Annotated in this window: 20 protein-coding genes and 1 pseudogene; 5 read left to right on the forward strand and 16 right to left on the reverse strand. The window is 40.5% G+C overall.

The genetic code is table 11. From position 1 onward, the window contains the following. Both dctP and RBR61_RS09590 read left to right on the forward strand, forming a co-directional pair. A partial coding sequence (gene dctP, locus RBR61_RS09585) for a TRAP transporter substrate-binding protein DctP (RefSeq protein ID WP_320343907.1) occupies nt 1-696 on the forward strand: 696 nt, incomplete at its 5' end. Beyond that, nucleotides 686-1,990 (forward strand): putative glycoside hydrolase, encoded by a 1,305-nt coding sequence (locus tag RBR61_RS09590; protein WP_320343909.1) that lies wholly within the window; start codon nt 686-688, stop codon nt 1,988-1,990. The genes dctP and RBR61_RS09590, both read left to right, overlap by 11 nt. On the opposite strand, the gene RBR61_RS09595 is transcribed toward RBR61_RS09590, so the two are convergent. Together RBR61_RS09595 and queC are read right to left on the reverse strand one after the other, a co-directional pair. After that, on the reverse strand, nt 1,929-2,588 hold the full coding sequence (locus tag RBR61_RS09595) for a SprT family zinc-dependent metalloprotease (RefSeq protein WP_320343910.1): 660 nt from the start codon (nt 2,586-2,588) through the stop codon (nt 1,929-1,931). The genes RBR61_RS09590 and RBR61_RS09595 overlap by 62 nt on opposite strands. Beyond that, complete coding sequence (gene queC, locus RBR61_RS09600; protein ID WP_320343912.1) at nt 2,575-3,249, reverse strand: 7-cyano-7-deazaguanine synthase QueC; 675 nt, start codon at nt 3,247-3,249, stop codon at nt 2,575-2,577. Before queC ends, RBR61_RS09595 begins: the two co-directional genes overlap by 14 nt. 86 nt (nt 3,250-3,335) lie before the next feature. On the opposite strand from queC, the gene RBR61_RS09605 reads away from it, so the two are divergent. The 3 genes from RBR61_RS09605 to RBR61_RS09615 all read left to right on the forward strand — a co-directional run bounded on the left by RBR61_RS09605 (nt 3,336) and on the right by RBR61_RS09615 (nt 4,944). Further along, nucleotides 3,336-3,515 carry a putative motility protein gene (locus RBR61_RS09605; RefSeq protein WP_320343915.1) on the forward strand — a complete coding sequence of 60 codons (180 nt, stop codon included), beginning with the start codon at nt 3,336-3,338 and terminating at the stop codon, nt 3,513-3,515. 77 nt (nt 3,516-3,592) lie between these two features. Continuing rightward, nucleotides 3,593-4,012 (forward strand): rRNA maturation RNase YbeY, encoded by a 420-nt coding sequence (ybeY, locus tag RBR61_RS09610; protein WP_320343917.1) that lies wholly within the window; start codon nt 3,593-3,595, stop codon nt 4,010-4,012. Nucleotides 4,013-4,017: 5 nt separating this feature from the next. Further along, on the forward strand, nt 4,018-4,944 hold the full coding sequence (locus tag RBR61_RS09615; protein ID WP_320343919.1) for a calcium/sodium antiporter: 927 nt from the start codon (nt 4,018-4,020) through the stop codon (nt 4,942-4,944). 44 nt (nt 4,945-4,988) lie between these two features. Here the strand turns inward: RBR61_RS09615 and mrdA are convergent, their stop codons facing one another. The 14 genes and pseudogenes from mrdA to RBR61_RS09685 form a co-directional block, all read right to left on the reverse strand. Continuing rightward, the gene (mrdA, locus tag RBR61_RS09620; RefSeq protein WP_320343920.1) at nt 4,989-6,776 is read right to left on the reverse strand and encodes a penicillin-binding protein 2; all 1,788 of its coding nucleotides are present in this window, start codon (nt 6,774-6,776) and stop codon (nt 4,989-4,991) included. Continuing rightward, entirely contained in the window at nt 6,773-7,225 is a 453-nt protein-coding gene (locus RBR61_RS09625) for a hypothetical protein (protein ID WP_320343922.1), read from the reverse strand. Before RBR61_RS09625 ends, mrdA begins: the two co-directional genes overlap by 4 nt. After that, the gene (locus RBR61_RS09630; protein WP_320343924.1) at nt 7,192-7,656 is read right to left on the reverse strand and encodes an N-acetyltransferase; all 465 of its coding nucleotides are present in this window, start codon (nt 7,654-7,656) and stop codon (nt 7,192-7,194) included. The genes RBR61_RS09625 and RBR61_RS09630 overlap by 34 nt, the downstream gene beginning before the upstream one ends. After that, on the reverse strand, nt 7,649-8,263 hold the full coding sequence (yihA, locus tag RBR61_RS09635) for a ribosome biogenesis GTP-binding protein YihA/YsxC (protein ID WP_320343925.1): 615 nt from the start codon (nt 8,261-8,263) through the stop codon (nt 7,649-7,651). The genes RBR61_RS09630 and yihA overlap by 8 nt, the downstream gene beginning before the upstream one ends. Then, the gene (gene lptA / locus RBR61_RS09640) at nt 8,256-8,738 is read right to left on the reverse strand and encodes a lipopolysaccharide transport periplasmic protein LptA (RefSeq protein WP_320343927.1); all 483 of its coding nucleotides are present in this window, start codon (nt 8,736-8,738) and stop codon (nt 8,256-8,258) included. Before lptA ends, yihA begins: the two co-directional genes overlap by 8 nt. Beyond that, on the reverse strand, nt 8,735-9,256 hold the full coding sequence (gene lptC / locus RBR61_RS09645) for an LPS export ABC transporter periplasmic protein LptC (RefSeq protein ID WP_320343929.1): 522 nt from the start codon (nt 9,254-9,256) through the stop codon (nt 8,735-8,737). The genes lptA and lptC overlap by 4 nt, the downstream gene beginning before the upstream one ends. A gap of 3 nt (nt 9,257-9,259) precedes the next feature. Continuing rightward, a complete protein-coding gene (locus tag RBR61_RS09650) occupies nt 9,260-9,754 on the reverse strand; it encodes an HAD-IIIA family hydrolase (protein ID WP_320343931.1) in 495 nt (164 codons plus the stop codon). Beyond that, nucleotides 9,751-10,323 carry an imidazoleglycerol-phosphate dehydratase HisB gene (gene hisB, locus RBR61_RS09655; RefSeq protein WP_320343933.1) on the reverse strand — a complete coding sequence of 191 codons (573 nt, stop codon included), beginning with the start codon at nt 10,321-10,323 and terminating at the stop codon, nt 9,751-9,753. The genes RBR61_RS09650 and hisB overlap by 4 nt, the downstream gene beginning before the upstream one ends. Nucleotides 10,324-10,326: 3 nt before the next feature. Then, nucleotides 10,327-11,139 carry a septal ring lytic transglycosylase RlpA family protein gene (locus RBR61_RS09660; RefSeq protein WP_320343935.1) on the reverse strand — a complete coding sequence of 271 codons (813 nt, stop codon included), beginning with the start codon at nt 11,137-11,139 and terminating at the stop codon, nt 10,327-10,329. Then, nucleotides 11,132-12,358: a LysM peptidoglycan-binding domain-containing protein gene (locus tag RBR61_RS09665; RefSeq protein ID WP_320343936.1), complete on the reverse strand. Its 1,227-nt coding sequence runs from the start codon at nt 12,356-12,358 to the stop codon at nt 11,132-11,134. The genes RBR61_RS09660 and RBR61_RS09665 overlap by 8 nt, the downstream gene beginning before the upstream one ends. Nucleotides 12,359-12,436: 78 nt before the next feature. Further along, entirely contained in the window at nt 12,437-13,213 is a 777-nt protein-coding gene (locus RBR61_RS09670; protein ID WP_320343937.1) for a TatD family hydrolase, read from the reverse strand. A 12-nt stretch (nt 13,214-13,225) separates the two neighbouring features. Then, nucleotides 13,226-14,761 (reverse strand): AAA family ATPase, encoded by a 1,536-nt coding sequence (locus tag RBR61_RS09675; RefSeq protein ID WP_320343940.1) that lies wholly within the window; start codon nt 14,759-14,761, stop codon nt 13,226-13,228. A gap of 348 nt (nt 14,762-15,109) precedes the next feature. Then, on the reverse strand, nt 15,110-15,616 hold the full coding sequence (locus RBR61_RS09680; protein WP_320343942.1) for a DUF4136 domain-containing protein: 507 nt from the start codon (nt 15,614-15,616) through the stop codon (nt 15,110-15,112). Between the two features lie 15 nt (nt 15,617-15,631). Then, nucleotides 15,632-15,938 (reverse strand): annotated as a pseudogene (locus tag RBR61_RS09685) (NAD(+) kinase); the annotation flags it as partial.

Genomic DNA, 15,938 nt, shown 5'->3' on the forward strand with positions numbered 1-15,938 from the left:
TCATGGATGCTTTTTGGCGGCGGAATGGAGCTCTGGAGAGAGCAGTATGCAAGATACAATCTTCATCCGTTTATGGGCGGAAATACCAACATCCAGATGGGCGGATGGTTTAGAAAAGAGATAAACTCGCTCGCTGATATGCAGGGTTTAAAGATGAGAATTCCGGGTCTTGGCGGAGAGGTTTTCTCTAAGATGGGAGTAAACTCGGTTCTGCTTCCCGCAGGAGAGATATACACCTCACTGGAGCGCGGAGTTATAGATGCGACCGAATGGGTCGGGCCAGCACTCGACATCAAAATGGGATTTTACAAAGTAGCGCCCCACTACTACTCAGGATGGCATGAACCGGGCTCCATCTTAGAGCTTACGTTTAACAAACAGTTTTATGCTAAACTATCTTATGAGCAGCAGTCTATGATAGAGGTCGCTGCAAGCGAGATGAACTCAAATATGGCTTATGAGTTTCACAGCCAGAACATCAAGGCGCTTAAAAGACTAAAAGAGCTTGATATCTCCATTCATCAATTTCCAAAGGATGTTGTAGATGAGGGTAAGAGAGCTCTAAAAGAGGTTATAGCGGAGCTTGGTGAGAAAAACAGTGATTTTAAAAGAGTCTACGACTCTATAGAGAGTTATTTAAAGCTCTCAAAAGAGTGGAGTGATGCAAGTTTGAGGTATTTTTTAAATGAGAGATAAGAATAAAAAGACAATTTTTGGAAAGTTAATACTCTCTTTTTTTATGTTCGAGGCTCTTTTGTGGGGCTCGTTTGGCGGAGTGGTCATTGATAGGACGACATCCAAACCTGTAGCGAATGCGACAATAAACGACTCACAAATCAGCGTAAAAAGTGACGATAATGGAACCTTTGCGATCCAGAGCAGTGAGGATAAGGTATTTGTAAAAGCATACGGATACAGACCTTACACTCTCTCAAAAGATACAAACAGTACTTCGGTGGCACTTGAACCTATCACGGTAAAGGCACTCTACCTAAGCTTCTGGCGTGCAAGCAACAACTCTCCCAGACTTAAAGAGATATTGGAAATTATAGACTCAACGGAGATAAACGCTATTGTTGTAGATGTCAAGAGCGAGTACGGTTCAACCTCATATAAGACCTCTTTTAAAAAAGCAAACGGTTACGGCGCTCATAAGGATAGAACGAACAGGGATATAGAGCAGTTTATGAAGCTCATGAAGTCCAAAAACATATATACAATTGCAAGGATCGTAACATTTAAAGATGAGCTTCAAGCTTCAAACAATCCTGAGTATGCGATCAAAAAAGCTGACGGAACTCTATGGAGAAATCACGACGAGATGGCATGGGTAGATCCGTTTGACAAGAGAGCTCACGAGTATACGGTCGCTATTGCAGAAGATGCGGCTAGAGTAGGTTTTGATGAGATAAACTTTGACTATATCCGATTTCCTGCAAAGGATGGATTAAGCTTTTCAAAAGAGAGTACGCTGGAGAATCGTGTTGAAGCAATTAGCCAATTTTTAAAACTTGCACAAAACAGACTCAGAAAATATGGCGTTTTCATCTCTGTGGACACTTACGGAAATATCTGCTGGGAAGATCATGATATGGGTATAGGACAGATGATAAAGCCGCTCTCTAAATATGCGGACTATATAGCTCCTATGCTCTACCCTTCAGGGTTTGCAAAAGGCTCGTTCGGACTTGAAAATCCGTCAGAACATCCGCATGCTGTCATCTATAGAAGCCTAAAAAATATAGAGGATCAAATAGAGCCAAAAAGATTAAGACCGTGGCTGCAATCTTTTAAGGATTATGCGCACAGAAAAATAGAGTATAACTACTTTGAAATTAACGAGCAGATAAGAGCTGCTGCAGATATAAATACAAGCGGCTGGATGTTATGGTCGCCTTCAAGCAAATATGAGCTTAGCTATTTTAGAGCTAAAGAGAGAGACGTTTTAACTCTTGATTCAATGCGCGAGCATTCGGAGTATATCGACTGACTAGGTCATGAAATTTTTTGGAGTGGTTCATATGCTCTAGGTGAGCCAACTCATGGACAACTACAAAATCAATAAGTCTTTTATCTATCTTTATAAGCTCAGTATTGAAAGTTATTACTCTCTTTGAGCTGCAGCTTCCCCATCTGCTCCTCATCTTTCTGAATTTAAGAGTGCTGTACTCAAGACTCATTTCCTTGGAGTAGTGCTCTGCTCTTTGCGTGATATAGCTCTTTGCGTATGAGCTGTAGTATCTATCATAACACTTAAGAACACTCTTTGTATTTGATATATCTACTTTGCACAGACTCTCCCTTAGTTCAAGTGCCTCATCGGAGTCAATGCTGAGAATTTCGCCAAATAGCAGTATCTCATCTTGAATATTAAAGGTTTTTGGCGGGTTCTCTTCTGCCGCCTTTAACTGCTTTCTTATCCAGCTCTCTTTTTTTAAAAGAAGGTTCTCTATGTACGTGCCAGATACTTTTGGGGTTTTAAGCGTGATAGCACCATCTTTTTTCACGCTTATATAGCTGTTTTTTAGATTTGGTTTGCACAGATGCAGTATCTCCAGATCGTTAAATCGTATTTTACAGGTACTCAATCGGGTCTTTTGTTCCGGCTTCCTCAAAGCCTCTCAGTCGAAGGCGGCAGCTGTCACATACTCCGCATGCCCTCTCTTCGCTCTTGTAGCAGCTCCACGTAAGGTGGAGCGGAACTTCAAGCTCCAGCGCCTCTGTGACTATCTGAGATTTTTTCAGATGCACAAGTGGCATCTCGATGACAATATTGGTATCATCTTTTGTGCCAAGATTGATGCTGCGCTGCATACTCTCTATAAAAGACTCTCTGCAGTCAGGATAACCGCTGCTATCCTCCTCTACAACGCCTATTGCTATTGCCTCAGCACCCTCTTTTTCAGCTATTGCCGCAGCCATGCTTAAAAATATGCCGTTTCTAAAAGGCACATATGTGACAGGTACGCCCTCTTCCAGTCCGCCTATAGGAACTTCTATAGTTCTGTCTGTAAGAGCCGAAGCGCCTATCTGGGCAAAAAAATCCAGATCCAAAACATACCTATTTGAGACTTTTAACTCGCCGCATATCGCGTTGAAACACTCCAGCTCTTTTTTTTGAGTTCTTTGCGAATAATTAAAATGAAGAGCTACTATCTCGGAACCCCTCTGCTTCATAATATAAGCACTAAGTGTCGAATCCATGCCGCCGCTCATAATACAGAGCGCTATTTTCTTTTTTGTTATCATAAAAATATTTTAACATAATATTTTAATCTCCATTGAAAGAAATAACCAATATAATAAGAAAATACACGAAATAAAAAGGGGACGCTATGGATGTTTCATCTTCAGGAGCAACGGCTCCATCTTCGACACATATCGAAGTTATGAAAAAAGCTATGGACACGCAGGAGCAGCAGGTTTTAAAACTTCTGGAGAGCTCTAATGAGCAATCTCAAAAGGCAGCTGCTCAAAAAAACGGTTTAGGGATTAATTTAAATATTACCGCTTAACTACTCTTGTGCAAAAGATGGGCAGATTTACCGCCCTCTTTGCAAAATCTTCCGCCTTATTTGATATAATCACGCCTATGATTGAACTAGATAACAGAACCACACTAAATATTGATACAAAAACAATAGAGACAATAGCAGACTCTTTGACAGACAAAGAGATAGAGCTTATTATTACCGACTCAAAAGAGATGAGAGAGATAAACAAAGAGCATCGAAATATAGACAAAGACACGGACGTACTTAGTTTTCCGTATCAAGAGATGCCCCTAAGCCCGCTTGGAAGCATTGTCGTCTCATCTTCTTATCTTGAAGAGAACTCAAAAGAGTTCGGACATAGCATAAACGATGAACTGGCACTTCTTTTTATTCACGGAGTTCTGCATCTTTTAGGGTATGACCATGAGATAGATAACGGTGAGATGAGGGCAAAAGAGGCGGAGCTTATTGAGAAGTTTGACCTGCCAAAAAGTTTAATAGTTAGAACGCAAGGATAAAACAGATGGATTTTATGATCTTTATAGCCGCTATGACGGCTCTAATATACGGGGCAGATTTTGTAATAAAAGAGTCTGAGCGTATAGCTCTGCACTTCAAAATTTCACACTATGTTATCGGTGCTACGCTTATAGCATTTGGTACTTCAATGCCTGAAATGGCAGCGTCTATGGTGGCTTCTTATGCCGGCAAAAGCGATATGGCTGTTGCAAACGTCGTCGGCAGTAATATTTTCAACATTGCATTAATATTAGGTTTTGTATTTTTGCTTGCAAAAAATATGAACCCAAAAAGAAATCTCTTTGAGAGAGACGGCGCATGGGTTATTGTTCCGGTTATTATTTTTATGATAATGATTCAAGACGGTATTATAAGCAGAAGTGACGGATTTTTATTTCTTTTAATGATGGTCTCATATATTATATTTCTTTTTACAGGCTCAAAAGATGAATTAGAGGGCGAGATTGACGAGGATTTGATAAAAGAGAAGTTTAACTGGCCAAAAACAATTATGCTTTTAGCTATTGGATTTATCCTAACAATAGGCGGTGCAAATTTTGTTGTTGAGAGCGGAACGAACATAGCTAGAGCGTTTGGCGTGAGTGAGTGGATCATAGGTATATTTCTTATTGCCGTTGGAACATCTCTTCCTGAACTTGTGGTCTCTTTGGTTGCCGTAAAAAAAGGTAATGTTGAGATGAGTATCGGCAACATAATTGGCTCAAACGTCGCAAACTTCTCTATGGTTTTAGGAGCCGCATCACTAGTAAACCCATTAACAATAGATTTAATCGCTACAAAATTTGATGTATATATAATGGTGGCGACAGCGGCTACACTTCTCTTTATATTGGCAAACAAGCTTTATAACAAAGCAGGCGCAATATTTTTACTAACAATACTCTCTCTTTTTATTCTAAATACTTTTTGATTTTTTTACAATCTTAGAGAATCGCTCTAAGATGGGATATATATTTACTTCTCTATATATCCCATCTCTAAAAGTTTGTTGTAAATATCTGATACGATCTTACCTGTCGCCGCACCGCCGTGGCCTCCATGTTCGACCATAACCAAAACCACGTATTTAGGGTCTTCATAAGGTCCGTAAGTTGCGAACCATGCATGTGAACGTGTATAGTACTCCATCTCATGCTCCAGCTCTCTCTCTTCGATGTCCTGCAGAATTCCGACTACCTGTGCCGTTCCTGTCTTACCTGCGATCTTAACTTTGGAGCTGAGATAGTTTGTAGCGGTTCCGCTTGGATAGTTACATACCTCATACATCGCTTTTTGGATAATAGGGAGTTTTCTCAACTCATCCTCATCAAGAACTTCCTCATACTCAGGCTGAACCTCTTCATCTCCGATCATCTTGGCAAAATGTGGTTTTGGAAGTTTTGAGGTAGCCATAAGTGCAGTAAATTGCGCCATCTGCATAGGCGTTGTCAAAAAATCGCCCTGCCCGATCGATGTGTTTACAGTTTCTCCTATATACCACGCTTTATTGTATTTTTTTCTCTTCCACTCCCTTGATGGAACGGTGCCTATAAACTCATTTGGCAGATCAACACCTGTTTTTCTTCCAAGACCGTACCTTATAAGCCCGTCACTCATCTTTTTTATGCCAAGCTGAATACTGCCCTTGTAAAAGTAGTCGTCGCAACTCTCTCGTATGGCTTTTGTTATGCCTGTATTGCCGTGCCCATCCTTTTTCCAGCATCTAAACACCCTTTTGCCAAGCGGCATCGATGCCGTACAGTAGACTCCCCAGTTGGGACCGATCTCAGGGGCAGTTATGTAGATAAGGCCAAGCCCTGTCTTTATGACAGAGCCTGGGGGATATAGCCCGTGGACAAGTTTGTTGGTAAAAGGTTTCTCAAGGCTGTTTGAGAGCCTGTCCCACTCTTCATGACTAATGCCTGCTACGAATGTATTTAGATCATACTCCGGAAAACTGCTCGCCGATAAGATGGCGCCGTCCACACCCATGACAATGACGGCACCAGACTTTTTGACAAAAAGCGAAGATATATATTTTTGAAGCTCAATATCTATGTTTAGGGTCAGCTTTCTATTCTCTACAGCCGGTTCACTTGAGAGCTCTTCTATCTCTTGGTTGTTTGCGTTTACCTTTATCTCTCTTTTTCCTGCCTCTCCCTGCAGGTATGTGTTGTAATACTTCTCTATGCCTGACTTACCGGTGTAGCCTATGAGCTCTTGGAGCTTATCATCTTTGATGTCGCTTTTGTTTGCACGCGCCACATATCCGATAGAGTGTGCCGCCACTTCATTGTATGGATAAAATCTCTTTGGAGAGGAGACAATATTTATATTTTCTCTAAGATTTAGGATCGAATATACAGGCATGATCTCTTCGTATGAGACAAAGTCAACGATATCTATAAAGTCGTGATTGTAGTAGGAGTCCGCTTTCTTGTAGTTTTTTATAATTTTTTCTCTATCTAGATTCGGCAGCAGTCCAAGAAGAGTGTTTATCTCCTCATCAAAAACATGCTGGTTCTTTTTAAGGGTAAGATGCGGTGCCAGCTGTACTTTAAAACCGAGTTCGTTTATTGCTATGGGTTTGTTGTTGATATCTAGTATCTCTCCCCTTACAGGCGGTATCTGCTCAGTTTTTATAGTATTGTCGTAAGAGAGCTTTTCATAGTATGTGTTTGATTCGACCGAGAGCATAAAAACTCTTACTAAGAGTGCCAGCCAAGTTGCAATAAATACAAAAAGAATAAACCTTATTTTCATATCAAGCTCAAAATAAAAAATTCTATGGCCATATAATAAAGTACGTAGTAATTAATGCTTGGCATAGGAAGCATAAATATATTGGACAAAAGCGAGCAAAAAAGAAAAAAGCCGACGTATACCAGAATGACTATGGAGAGATTTATACATACATCACAGTTGAAATTCTGTTTGATCTTGGGAATTACATATTTATGAATAAGCGCAAAATATATAATAGTGCTAAAGAGCATGTAGCTGTTTTGCGCTTCAAAAAAAAGCAGACATGCTGAGACCAAAAAGAGCAGAACCACATCCTCTTGTTTGAGCGCTTTTGAAAAAAGAAGATAAAGAAGAGCAAAAAGAGGCGGCAAAAACAGATATATGCCGCTTAGTGCGGTATATATGACAAACAGCGCAGCATAAAGAAGCGGTGTTAAAGAGTTTTGATGAGAGATACTTCGTTGCATACCGGAAAGTGTTTACATTTAATGCAGTCAGCCCAGATCTTATGTTCAGGGAGTGACTCTTTTGGAATTTCGACAAACCCAAGGTTCTCAAAAAACTTCTGTCTGTAGGTCAAGCTTAATACTTTTTGCAAACCGAGAGTTCTAGCCTCTTCTATCGCTCTTAGTACTAGACCCTCTCCAATACGGCGACCTCTTTTGCTCTCTTTGACCACAAGCGATCTGATCTCGGCGAGTGCGGGCGTATGAATATGTAAGGCACAGAAACCGACGATCTCTCCATCCTCTTTTGCAAGGATATACGACCTAATATTGGTTGCTATCTCATCTGAACTTCTAGCTAAAATAAGACCAGATTCAACTTCTGGAATGACCAGTTGCTGCATATTTTGGATATCCGATAACTTTGCTTTGCTAAACTCTACGTTATTCATCTGCCGCACCTTTTAAAATATCGTAAATTATAGAGACGATCTTCTGCAGTCCTCTTTTTTTGGAACTTGAGACCATTAAAGCCTGAGGAAACTCTTTTTTTAAGGCATTTTGCTCTTTCTGGTTTAACTTGTCTATCTTGGTGAATATCTGCATTATCTGTTGTGTTTCATCAGCATGTTCAAGCAGGAAATCGCTTACCGACCTGTCTATCTCCAGATGAGGATGCCTGCAGTCTATAAGGTGGATAAAGAGTTTTATCTGCTTTCTTTGAGAGATATAATCGGTGAGATTTTTCTCCCAATCGTACTTTATCGACTTTGATACTTTCGCATATCCAAATCCTGGCAGGTCCACAAACTTTGCTATTGTTTTTGAGGAGTCGTCTCTGTCCATGAAAGTGACGTCAAAATAGTTTATAAGTCTTGTTTTTCCGGGTGTCGAAGAGACTTTAGCCAAACCTTTGTGATTGCTAAGTGCATTAAGCAGTGAGCTTTTTCCGACATTTGAGCGCGCCATAAAAACAACTTCATTTTGCTCTTCGCCTATCGGCGCACCGCTTATATCCGCCGCCGAAGTTACAAATTTTGCATCAACGATATTAATCATTTTTGCTCTTATTGCTATCTTGCGCCATATTGAATATCATAATAACAGGCTCTTTTTCGGCACCTTTTGCGTAAGCTTTGCCCTCTATGGTTTTAAGTATGACCTCTTCTCCTATGATCTCTTTTTTTTCATTGATCTGCTTTAGATGTACCTCTTTAAAAAAGTGGTACTCTTTTTCTATCGGAAGATATACGACTTTTTGGGCTTTTCCTTCATAGCGCGCACCCTCTTCTGTCTTTATCTTGAAAGAGGCATCTCCCTCGGCAATAAACTTTGTAGGCTCTTGCTTCTCGTTAGTGTATATAGTGACCATTGATGCGTTTAGTTCATCACTGCCTCTCATTATATTAACATCACCCTCAAAAACGGATACACCTGTTTTTTGATCCGCGTTAAAAAGCTTGGCTTTTACCTTAAGCTCTTGTGAAAACAGCGATGACGCTAAAAAAATTGTTAAAAAAATTGTTTTTTTCATCTTTTTCTCTCTTCTAATTTATATATCGCATATACATTTTTTGCTTCTACTCTCTCTAAAGCATCGTTGTACTTCAGCTTCACTCCAGTCACCCTGTTGGCATCTCTATAGAGCACAAATTTACCGGCTGCGGTAGCTATGGCTGTTTTTTTGTTATAGACCGCTTTTTGTGTCTCAAAGGTCAAACCGTCCTCTCTAACATAAACGATGTCTCCTGATAAGTTAACTACCTCATTTTTATATACTCCGCTGTTTGCTTTCATATTTGCCATATACTCTTTTGAGTTGTCGGTATAGTCCATATCTTTGACAGTATATCTGTTCGTATATCTTGCGGCTTCGCTTCCGTTCATCAACGTTACAAGCCCGTTTTTGTCCAGCTCATGCATCGTAAAAGTAGAGATCGTAAAGAGCGGCACCTCTTTGTATGCGTGCTGTTTTATCTCCATCGGCTTGAACAGAAACAGGATCATTAACAGACAGAGTGAAAAAAATATAAAAAAGTAGTTTATATTCATAACCTAAATCCATACGGATAAGAACTCATCTTTTATGTCGTTCTCATCTACCAAAATATCTATCATCTCTCTGACCGCAGCGTCTCCGCCTTTGCATGACAACACGGTATCAACAAGCTCTTGTATCTCTTTTACGCCGTCTTTTGGAGTAAAGCTTCTGCCTACTGACTTAAGCATCTTATAGTCGTTTAGATCATCGCCTATTGCCGCTACCTCGTAGCTTTTGAGCCCGAGACTTTCTATCAGCTCTTTTAGCTTCTGCTCTTTATCTTTTATGTGTTGAAAAAGGTGCTTTATCCCGAGCTCATTTGCTCTTTTTTCAACTATTTTAGACTCTCTTCCGGTTATTATCGCAGCGTGGTAGCCCATTTTTATCCATGAGCTTATTGCCAAGCCGTCTTTTACGTTAAAGTGCTTTATCTCATCGCCGCTTGCGGTATATATGATATCTCCGTTCGTCAGGCAGCCGTCAACATCTAAAACGATAAGCTTTATCACAGCATATCTTTCGTGCTTGGAATACCGACTCTCTCGTTGGGTTGCATCGCGCGGCGAATGGCAACGGCGAGAGATTTAAAAGCAGCTTCGATGATGTGATGTTTGTTTTTGCCTCTTAGAGCCACTATGTGCGTGCTAATTCTTGCATTTAGAACAAAAGCTCTGAAAAACTCCTCGACAAGCTCCGTATCGAACTGCCCCACTTTACCGGTTACATTCACTTCATAGACCAGATACGGACGGTTGCTTAGATCAAGATCACAGCTCACACATGCCTCGTCCATGACAATATTCGCACTTCCGAAACGCTCCATGTTTTTAACAGGATATATAGCTTCTGCCAAAAGAGAACCAAGAACTATCCCAACATCCTCTACGCTGTGGTGGTCATCTATGTGCGTATCGCCTTTGCACGAGATCTCTAGGTCAATTAGCGAGTGCTTGGAGAAGCTCTCGAGCATATGGTCCAAGAAACCTACGCCAGTCTCTATCTTGCTTTTCCCCTCTCCAATAAGGTTAAGGGAGATGGTAATATCCGTCTCTTTTGTTTTTCTGCTTTTGGTAATCATCTTTTAGTCCTCTCTAACAATAAATGAATCTTTAAAATGGCCGAGTGATTTATAGTCTCTTGCTTCCTGCTCGCTTCTAAAGCCTTTTAACCACACTTTGAACATCCTGCCGTTTTGTGTCTGCATATCTTTTATGATGGTCTTGTAGCCGTCCGTATCGTCATATTTTTTCTGTGTTAAAAGCGCACCCTCGAATCTTGAAAAAGATGCTATCTGAATAGCAAATCCGTCTGATTGCTGATCTTGAGGAGCATCTTTTAACTGCTCTTGCAACGGAACTTTTCTCTGCCCTTTTGAGTGAAAACCCAGCACTTCAATGCTAACAGGCGCAGTTCCGTCATTGATCATATCTATCTTTTTTGCCGCAGTGTTTGAGAGGTCTATTATCCTTGTTGCGATAAATGGACCCCTGTCGTTGATCCTGACTACGGTACTTAGTCCGTTCTTCTTGTTAGTAACCTTTACAATAGTGTTCATCGGCAGGGTCTTATGTGCCGCCGTCATGTCGTACATATTGTATGTTTCGCCGTTTGATGTAAGTTTGCCGTGAAAATCAGGACCATACCAGCTTGCATTTCCGCTAAACTTGTCACCTACATTTACTACCGTAGGATAGTACTTTTTTCCTCTAATGACGTAAGGTCTCATTGTAGGATGCTTGTAGTCCTTTTGATTGATAACTTGGCTGTGTGATCTGCTGTCGGAGGAGTATGTCTTTGTCTGGCCAAAATTCGTGTATGTTCTAGTGCCTCTTGTGCTGCAACCCGTAGCTAAAATAAGAATCAAAACAGCACTAACAAAAGAAATCTTACTCATAGAGTCTTAACCTCTCGCCTTCTCTTATAAGGGTGCTTTTTAGGTTGTTTTTAAGCTGTATGCTTCTGACGCTTATTTTATACGCTTGTGAGATAGACTCAAGAGTGTCTCCCTTTTTAACCAGGTAGTATATCTCTTTGTTTATCTTCTCTACGTTTGCTTTATTGTCTATGGGAACAATAAGCTTCTGGTTTAAGCTGAGAACATTGCTCTTAAGATTGTTAAAGTCAACTATCATCTTGTATGAAACGCCGAATTTCTTCCCTATCTCGTAAAGAGTGTCCCCTCTTTTTACTACATGGACTTTATATATATTTTGGATCTTCTCTTCAAAATACTTCTGTTTAAAGTCCGAGAGTTTTATGTAGGGTATATATATGTCATAACCTCCAAGATATGGAGGGACGAAATCATACTTAAGATGTCTGTTTAGTTTTTGCAGCTCCGAGAGCGGTATTCCTACAAGCTTTGAGACCCTCTTTAGAGACTCTCCTCTTGGAACTCTTACCGTAGATATGGAGTATGCATTTGCTCTGTTTAAGAGATGCTCATACTCACTCTTTAGTAAAAACTGTTCGTCATTGCCCAGCAATGCAAGTGCTACTATTTTTCTAATGTAGAGCCTGCTCTCTCTTGGTATATATTTCTTCTTTGGATCTAGTAATATATTAAGGTCATCACTTTTTGCGGCCTCTATTGCTCTACCGAGTCTTCCCCCGCCGCAGTTATAAGCAATGGCTGCCAAATACCATTTGCCGAATTTTGCATAAAGATCGCTAAGATGCTGAGCGGCTGCTTCGGTCGATTTTATCAGATCTCTTCTCTCATCGACATACTCATCTATCTTAAGACCGTATATTTTGCCTGTTGCCGGCATAAACTGCCATAGTCCCGAGGCTTTTTTTACCGAGTATGCTTTTGCCGAAAAGTGCGACTCTGCCATAGCCAGAAAGAGAAACTCTGCAGGTATGCCGTGTTTAGCCAAAATGCTCTTTATCGCCGGAATGAAAAGATAAGCATCATTCATCGCCTGAAAAAAGCGTTTGTCTTTGTAGATGGTCATATTTTTGTTCTTCATCTCGTTCATGATCGGGTCATACAAGAATGAAGCTTCAATATCAAAAGACTCTAAGACAGCTATCTCTTTTGTGTGGTTTGAAGTGAAAGTAAGACTTGCACTCAACATAAGCGGCAGCAGAAGTAGTAAAAAATATTTCAAAACGGCAACTCTTATTTTAAATTTTAAGAAGTAGATTTTATCTAAATCAAAATTAAATATAGTTAACAATCTGTCATATTAAGAAATATTAAAGAGTTTAAGGGCGTTTTGAGTCGTTATTTTCTCTATGGTTTCTAGTGGGATTTCCAAAAGTTCGGACATTTTTTTTGCGACAAAAGTTGTATAGAGAGGCTCATTTCTCTCCCCTCTGTGAGGTGTAGGGGTCAGATACGGACCGTCTGTTTCGATTAAAAGCTTCTCTTGTGGTATCTTTGGCAGTGCATGAAGAAGCTTTTTTGCATTTTTAAATGTCAAAACTCCGCCTATTCCGAAGTAAAACCCCTCTTTCGCAAGGCTTAAAAGCTCCTCATCCGCATTGTAACAGTGCAGAACTCCCCCGACATCTTTTGCACCGTGTGCAAGAAGTATCTCTTTAGAATCCCTTGAAGCGTCTCTGATGTGTACTATAAGCGGTTTTTTATACTTTTTTGCGATCTCGATCTGTGCAATAAAGACCTCTTTTTGCTTCTCTTTTTCTCTCTTTTTCTCTTCGTCGCTTCCCTCAAGTCTGAAGTAATCAAGTCCGCATTCGCCTAATGCAACGCACTTTGGATGATTAATATATTTTTCAAACAAAGCGGCATCGAATGCCTCCATGTCATAAGGATGTACGCCGATGGCAAAATAGACATCACTGTTATTTTGGGCTATCTCCATAGCTCTTGTGAGGTTTAGAGGGTCTGCTCCTGGAATTATAAAACGCTCTACCCCGCCCTCTCTGGCTCTCTTTAGCACTATATCCAGATCATCCCTGTATCTGTCGTCGTCCAGGTGCACATGTGTGTCTATTATCATACTATACTCTCTCTATTTCTGCAGGCTTAGCAGCTCTTTTGCGAACTCTCTTGCCTCTTGCGTAATGTTGGCACCGCTTATGATCCTCGCGATCTCATCGACTCTCTCATCAAAGCCAAGCTCTTTTACGTGGGATTCATCGCCTTTTTTATGAACCAAAAAGTGCTGGTCTCCCATGGATGTAAGCTGCGGCTGGTGCGATATTACAAATATTTGAAAATGCTCAGACAGCTCTTTTAGAACCTTGGCAACGCTCATCGACTCCTCGCCGCTAAGGTTTGCGTCGATCTCATCAAGCATCAGTACACCGCCGTTTTTGTTCATAAACTCAGATTTTAGAGCCAACACTGCAAGACGGAGCCTGTTGAACTCACCCGTACTTATCTTTTGAAGATCGGTACTGTTTAGCTTTAAGAGAATCTCATCTTTGCCCAAAATGCCATACTCTGAACTATTTATTGCAACATCCGCATCTCTGAGATAGAGCTGTTTTAAATATCTGTTGAGATCCTCTTTAAAGTGCTTAAGCTCATCTGTGCGAAGAGCAGTGATCTTCTGCGCCAGATCTTCTACCTTTGCCCGAAGAGTAGACTCTTTTGACTCCAGATCGCCCTTGGTTATCTCTATGTTCTCATACTTTTGGAGCTCTTGTATCTTCTGCTCTTTGTACTCAAGAGCCTCTTTTATACCGCCGTATCTTCTTTTTAACTCGCTTAGCTCCTCTAAGCGGTTGAGCACCTCTTCAATGTCCACTTCATCAAGCGCATTGAACTTCTCTTCGGCACTCTCCATGACGGCTCTTAGCTCATTCATAGCATCGTTAAAAAAGGAGTTGTCCACATTTAACATATCGAGCGCACTAAAGACGCTGTGTTCATGCTCAAAAAGCGCATTTGCTCTGGTTATGGCTTCTAGTGCCTTCTCTTTTTTGGAGAGCTCTTTTTTAATCTCCAAAAGCTCTTCATCTTCGGATACTTTCGGATTGACATCTTCTATTTTTTTGATCTCAAAGGCAGCAAACTCTTTTAGCTCTGTAACTCGTTTTTGCTCATCCTCAATAAGCAGAAGCTCTTTTTTGACTCTTCTGTGCTCTAAAAAAGCCTCCTTGTACTCATCTTTAATAAGATCAATATTGGGGTTTTGTTTGCTTATTCTTCCATCTAAGATCAAAAGAAGGTTTTCGTTTTCAAAATCGCTGAAATCTCTTAGGGAGAGATGTCTTAAGTAGTTAGCTGAGAGGCTTGACATTGCCTTTTTAGGCAGGCTTTGATTGTTTATAAAGTATCTTGATTTCTCTTTTTTGATCTGCTTGAAAATATATACGTCATCATTTTCTATACCATGCTCATCTGTATCAAGTTCCCAAGAGACGGTCGCTTCGCATAGTGATGCATCACAAGTGCCGCTGCCGAATGATGATAAGATCGAGCTCATTAAAATCGACTTTCCGCTTCCGCTTGGACCCGTAAATACAACCAGCCCCGATTTTAGATCAAGTTCAACCTCTTTAAAACTGAGGTACTCTTTTAAGTAGAATCTCTCTATCATTCATATGCACCTTGTAAATATTAGGGCACCTCTAAAAATCCTATAAGTTCTCAACAATAGAGCAAATATGCTAATGCGAGGCGAAATTACGCAGGAGCTACTAGTAGCTTCAAGTGATTTTAACGAAACAGTAGCGTGTTTGCTCTATTGCCCTTTAGGAGCCCAAAAAAGAAGCAATCTTGCACAAAATTTTTTATCGCCGTAGCTAAGGCTATGACTCAAAAAAAGTTTTGCACAATCTCACTCCTTTTTTAGGCTTTAAGATTTTATAGGATTTTTAGATGCGCCCTTAGAATTATACTTCTTTATTGTTAAAATCTAAACTCTCTGATTATTTTACAGCTATAGCTATTTTTTAGGAAACTCTTTAAGCATCTCAGAGACGGCTTCATTAAAGTACTCAGCACGCTCCTGCGGTGTGTTAAAATTCTCGACTTTCTTGGTAAGTGTTGCGGACCAGAATATCTTCTGTGTTGCAGTCTCATCCATATTTATAACAATGGTTCCCTCATCATTGGAAAAACCTCTTACGGTGCCAAGTGAGAGTCCAAGTCCGCTTGAAAAAGTGCCAATTCCAAAGCCTACCCCTGCATTCGATGGGACATCTTCCTCAATAATGCTATAAAAGGTTATGTCAAAATCCGCCTCATTTTCAGCCGCGCGGACATACCCTTTTGTTTGCATCTCATGAGTGATTGCTTCAGCTAAGCGCTCATCGTTTAGCCCACTATTGTAAATCAAGGCAAATGTAGATAGCGCTGCCATATTAAAAGACGGGTCAAAATCAATATCCGCTTTTTTAGTTGAACATCCTGCAAGCAGGATCAGCAGGAGAGGAAGTATAAATTTAAACATTTGAACTCCTTTGGCTTATTCGCCCCACCTTAACTTCTCTTTTAGCACCTCAAAGTAGTTATACTCCTCTTTGTGTATCAGTTTTACGGTCTTAGTTGCGAGTTTTATATGTACGCTCTCTCCAAGTTCTAGCTCATGCACATCCTGCCCGTCTATGATTATAAGCGCTCTCTCTTCGGATGTTTTCATCTCTATGGCATATCTTCCCGGAAGCACGACAGGTCTTTGCGTCAATGAGTGGGGGCAGATAGGCGTTAATGCAAAAACATTTGACATCGGGAAAAGCACGGGACCGCCTGCAGAGAGATTGTAAGCCGTAGAA

The organism is Sulfurimonas sp., from assembly GCF_034005705.1.
Taxonomy (GTDB): Bacteria; Campylobacterota; Campylobacteria; order Campylobacterales; family Sulfurimonadaceae; genus Sulfurimonas.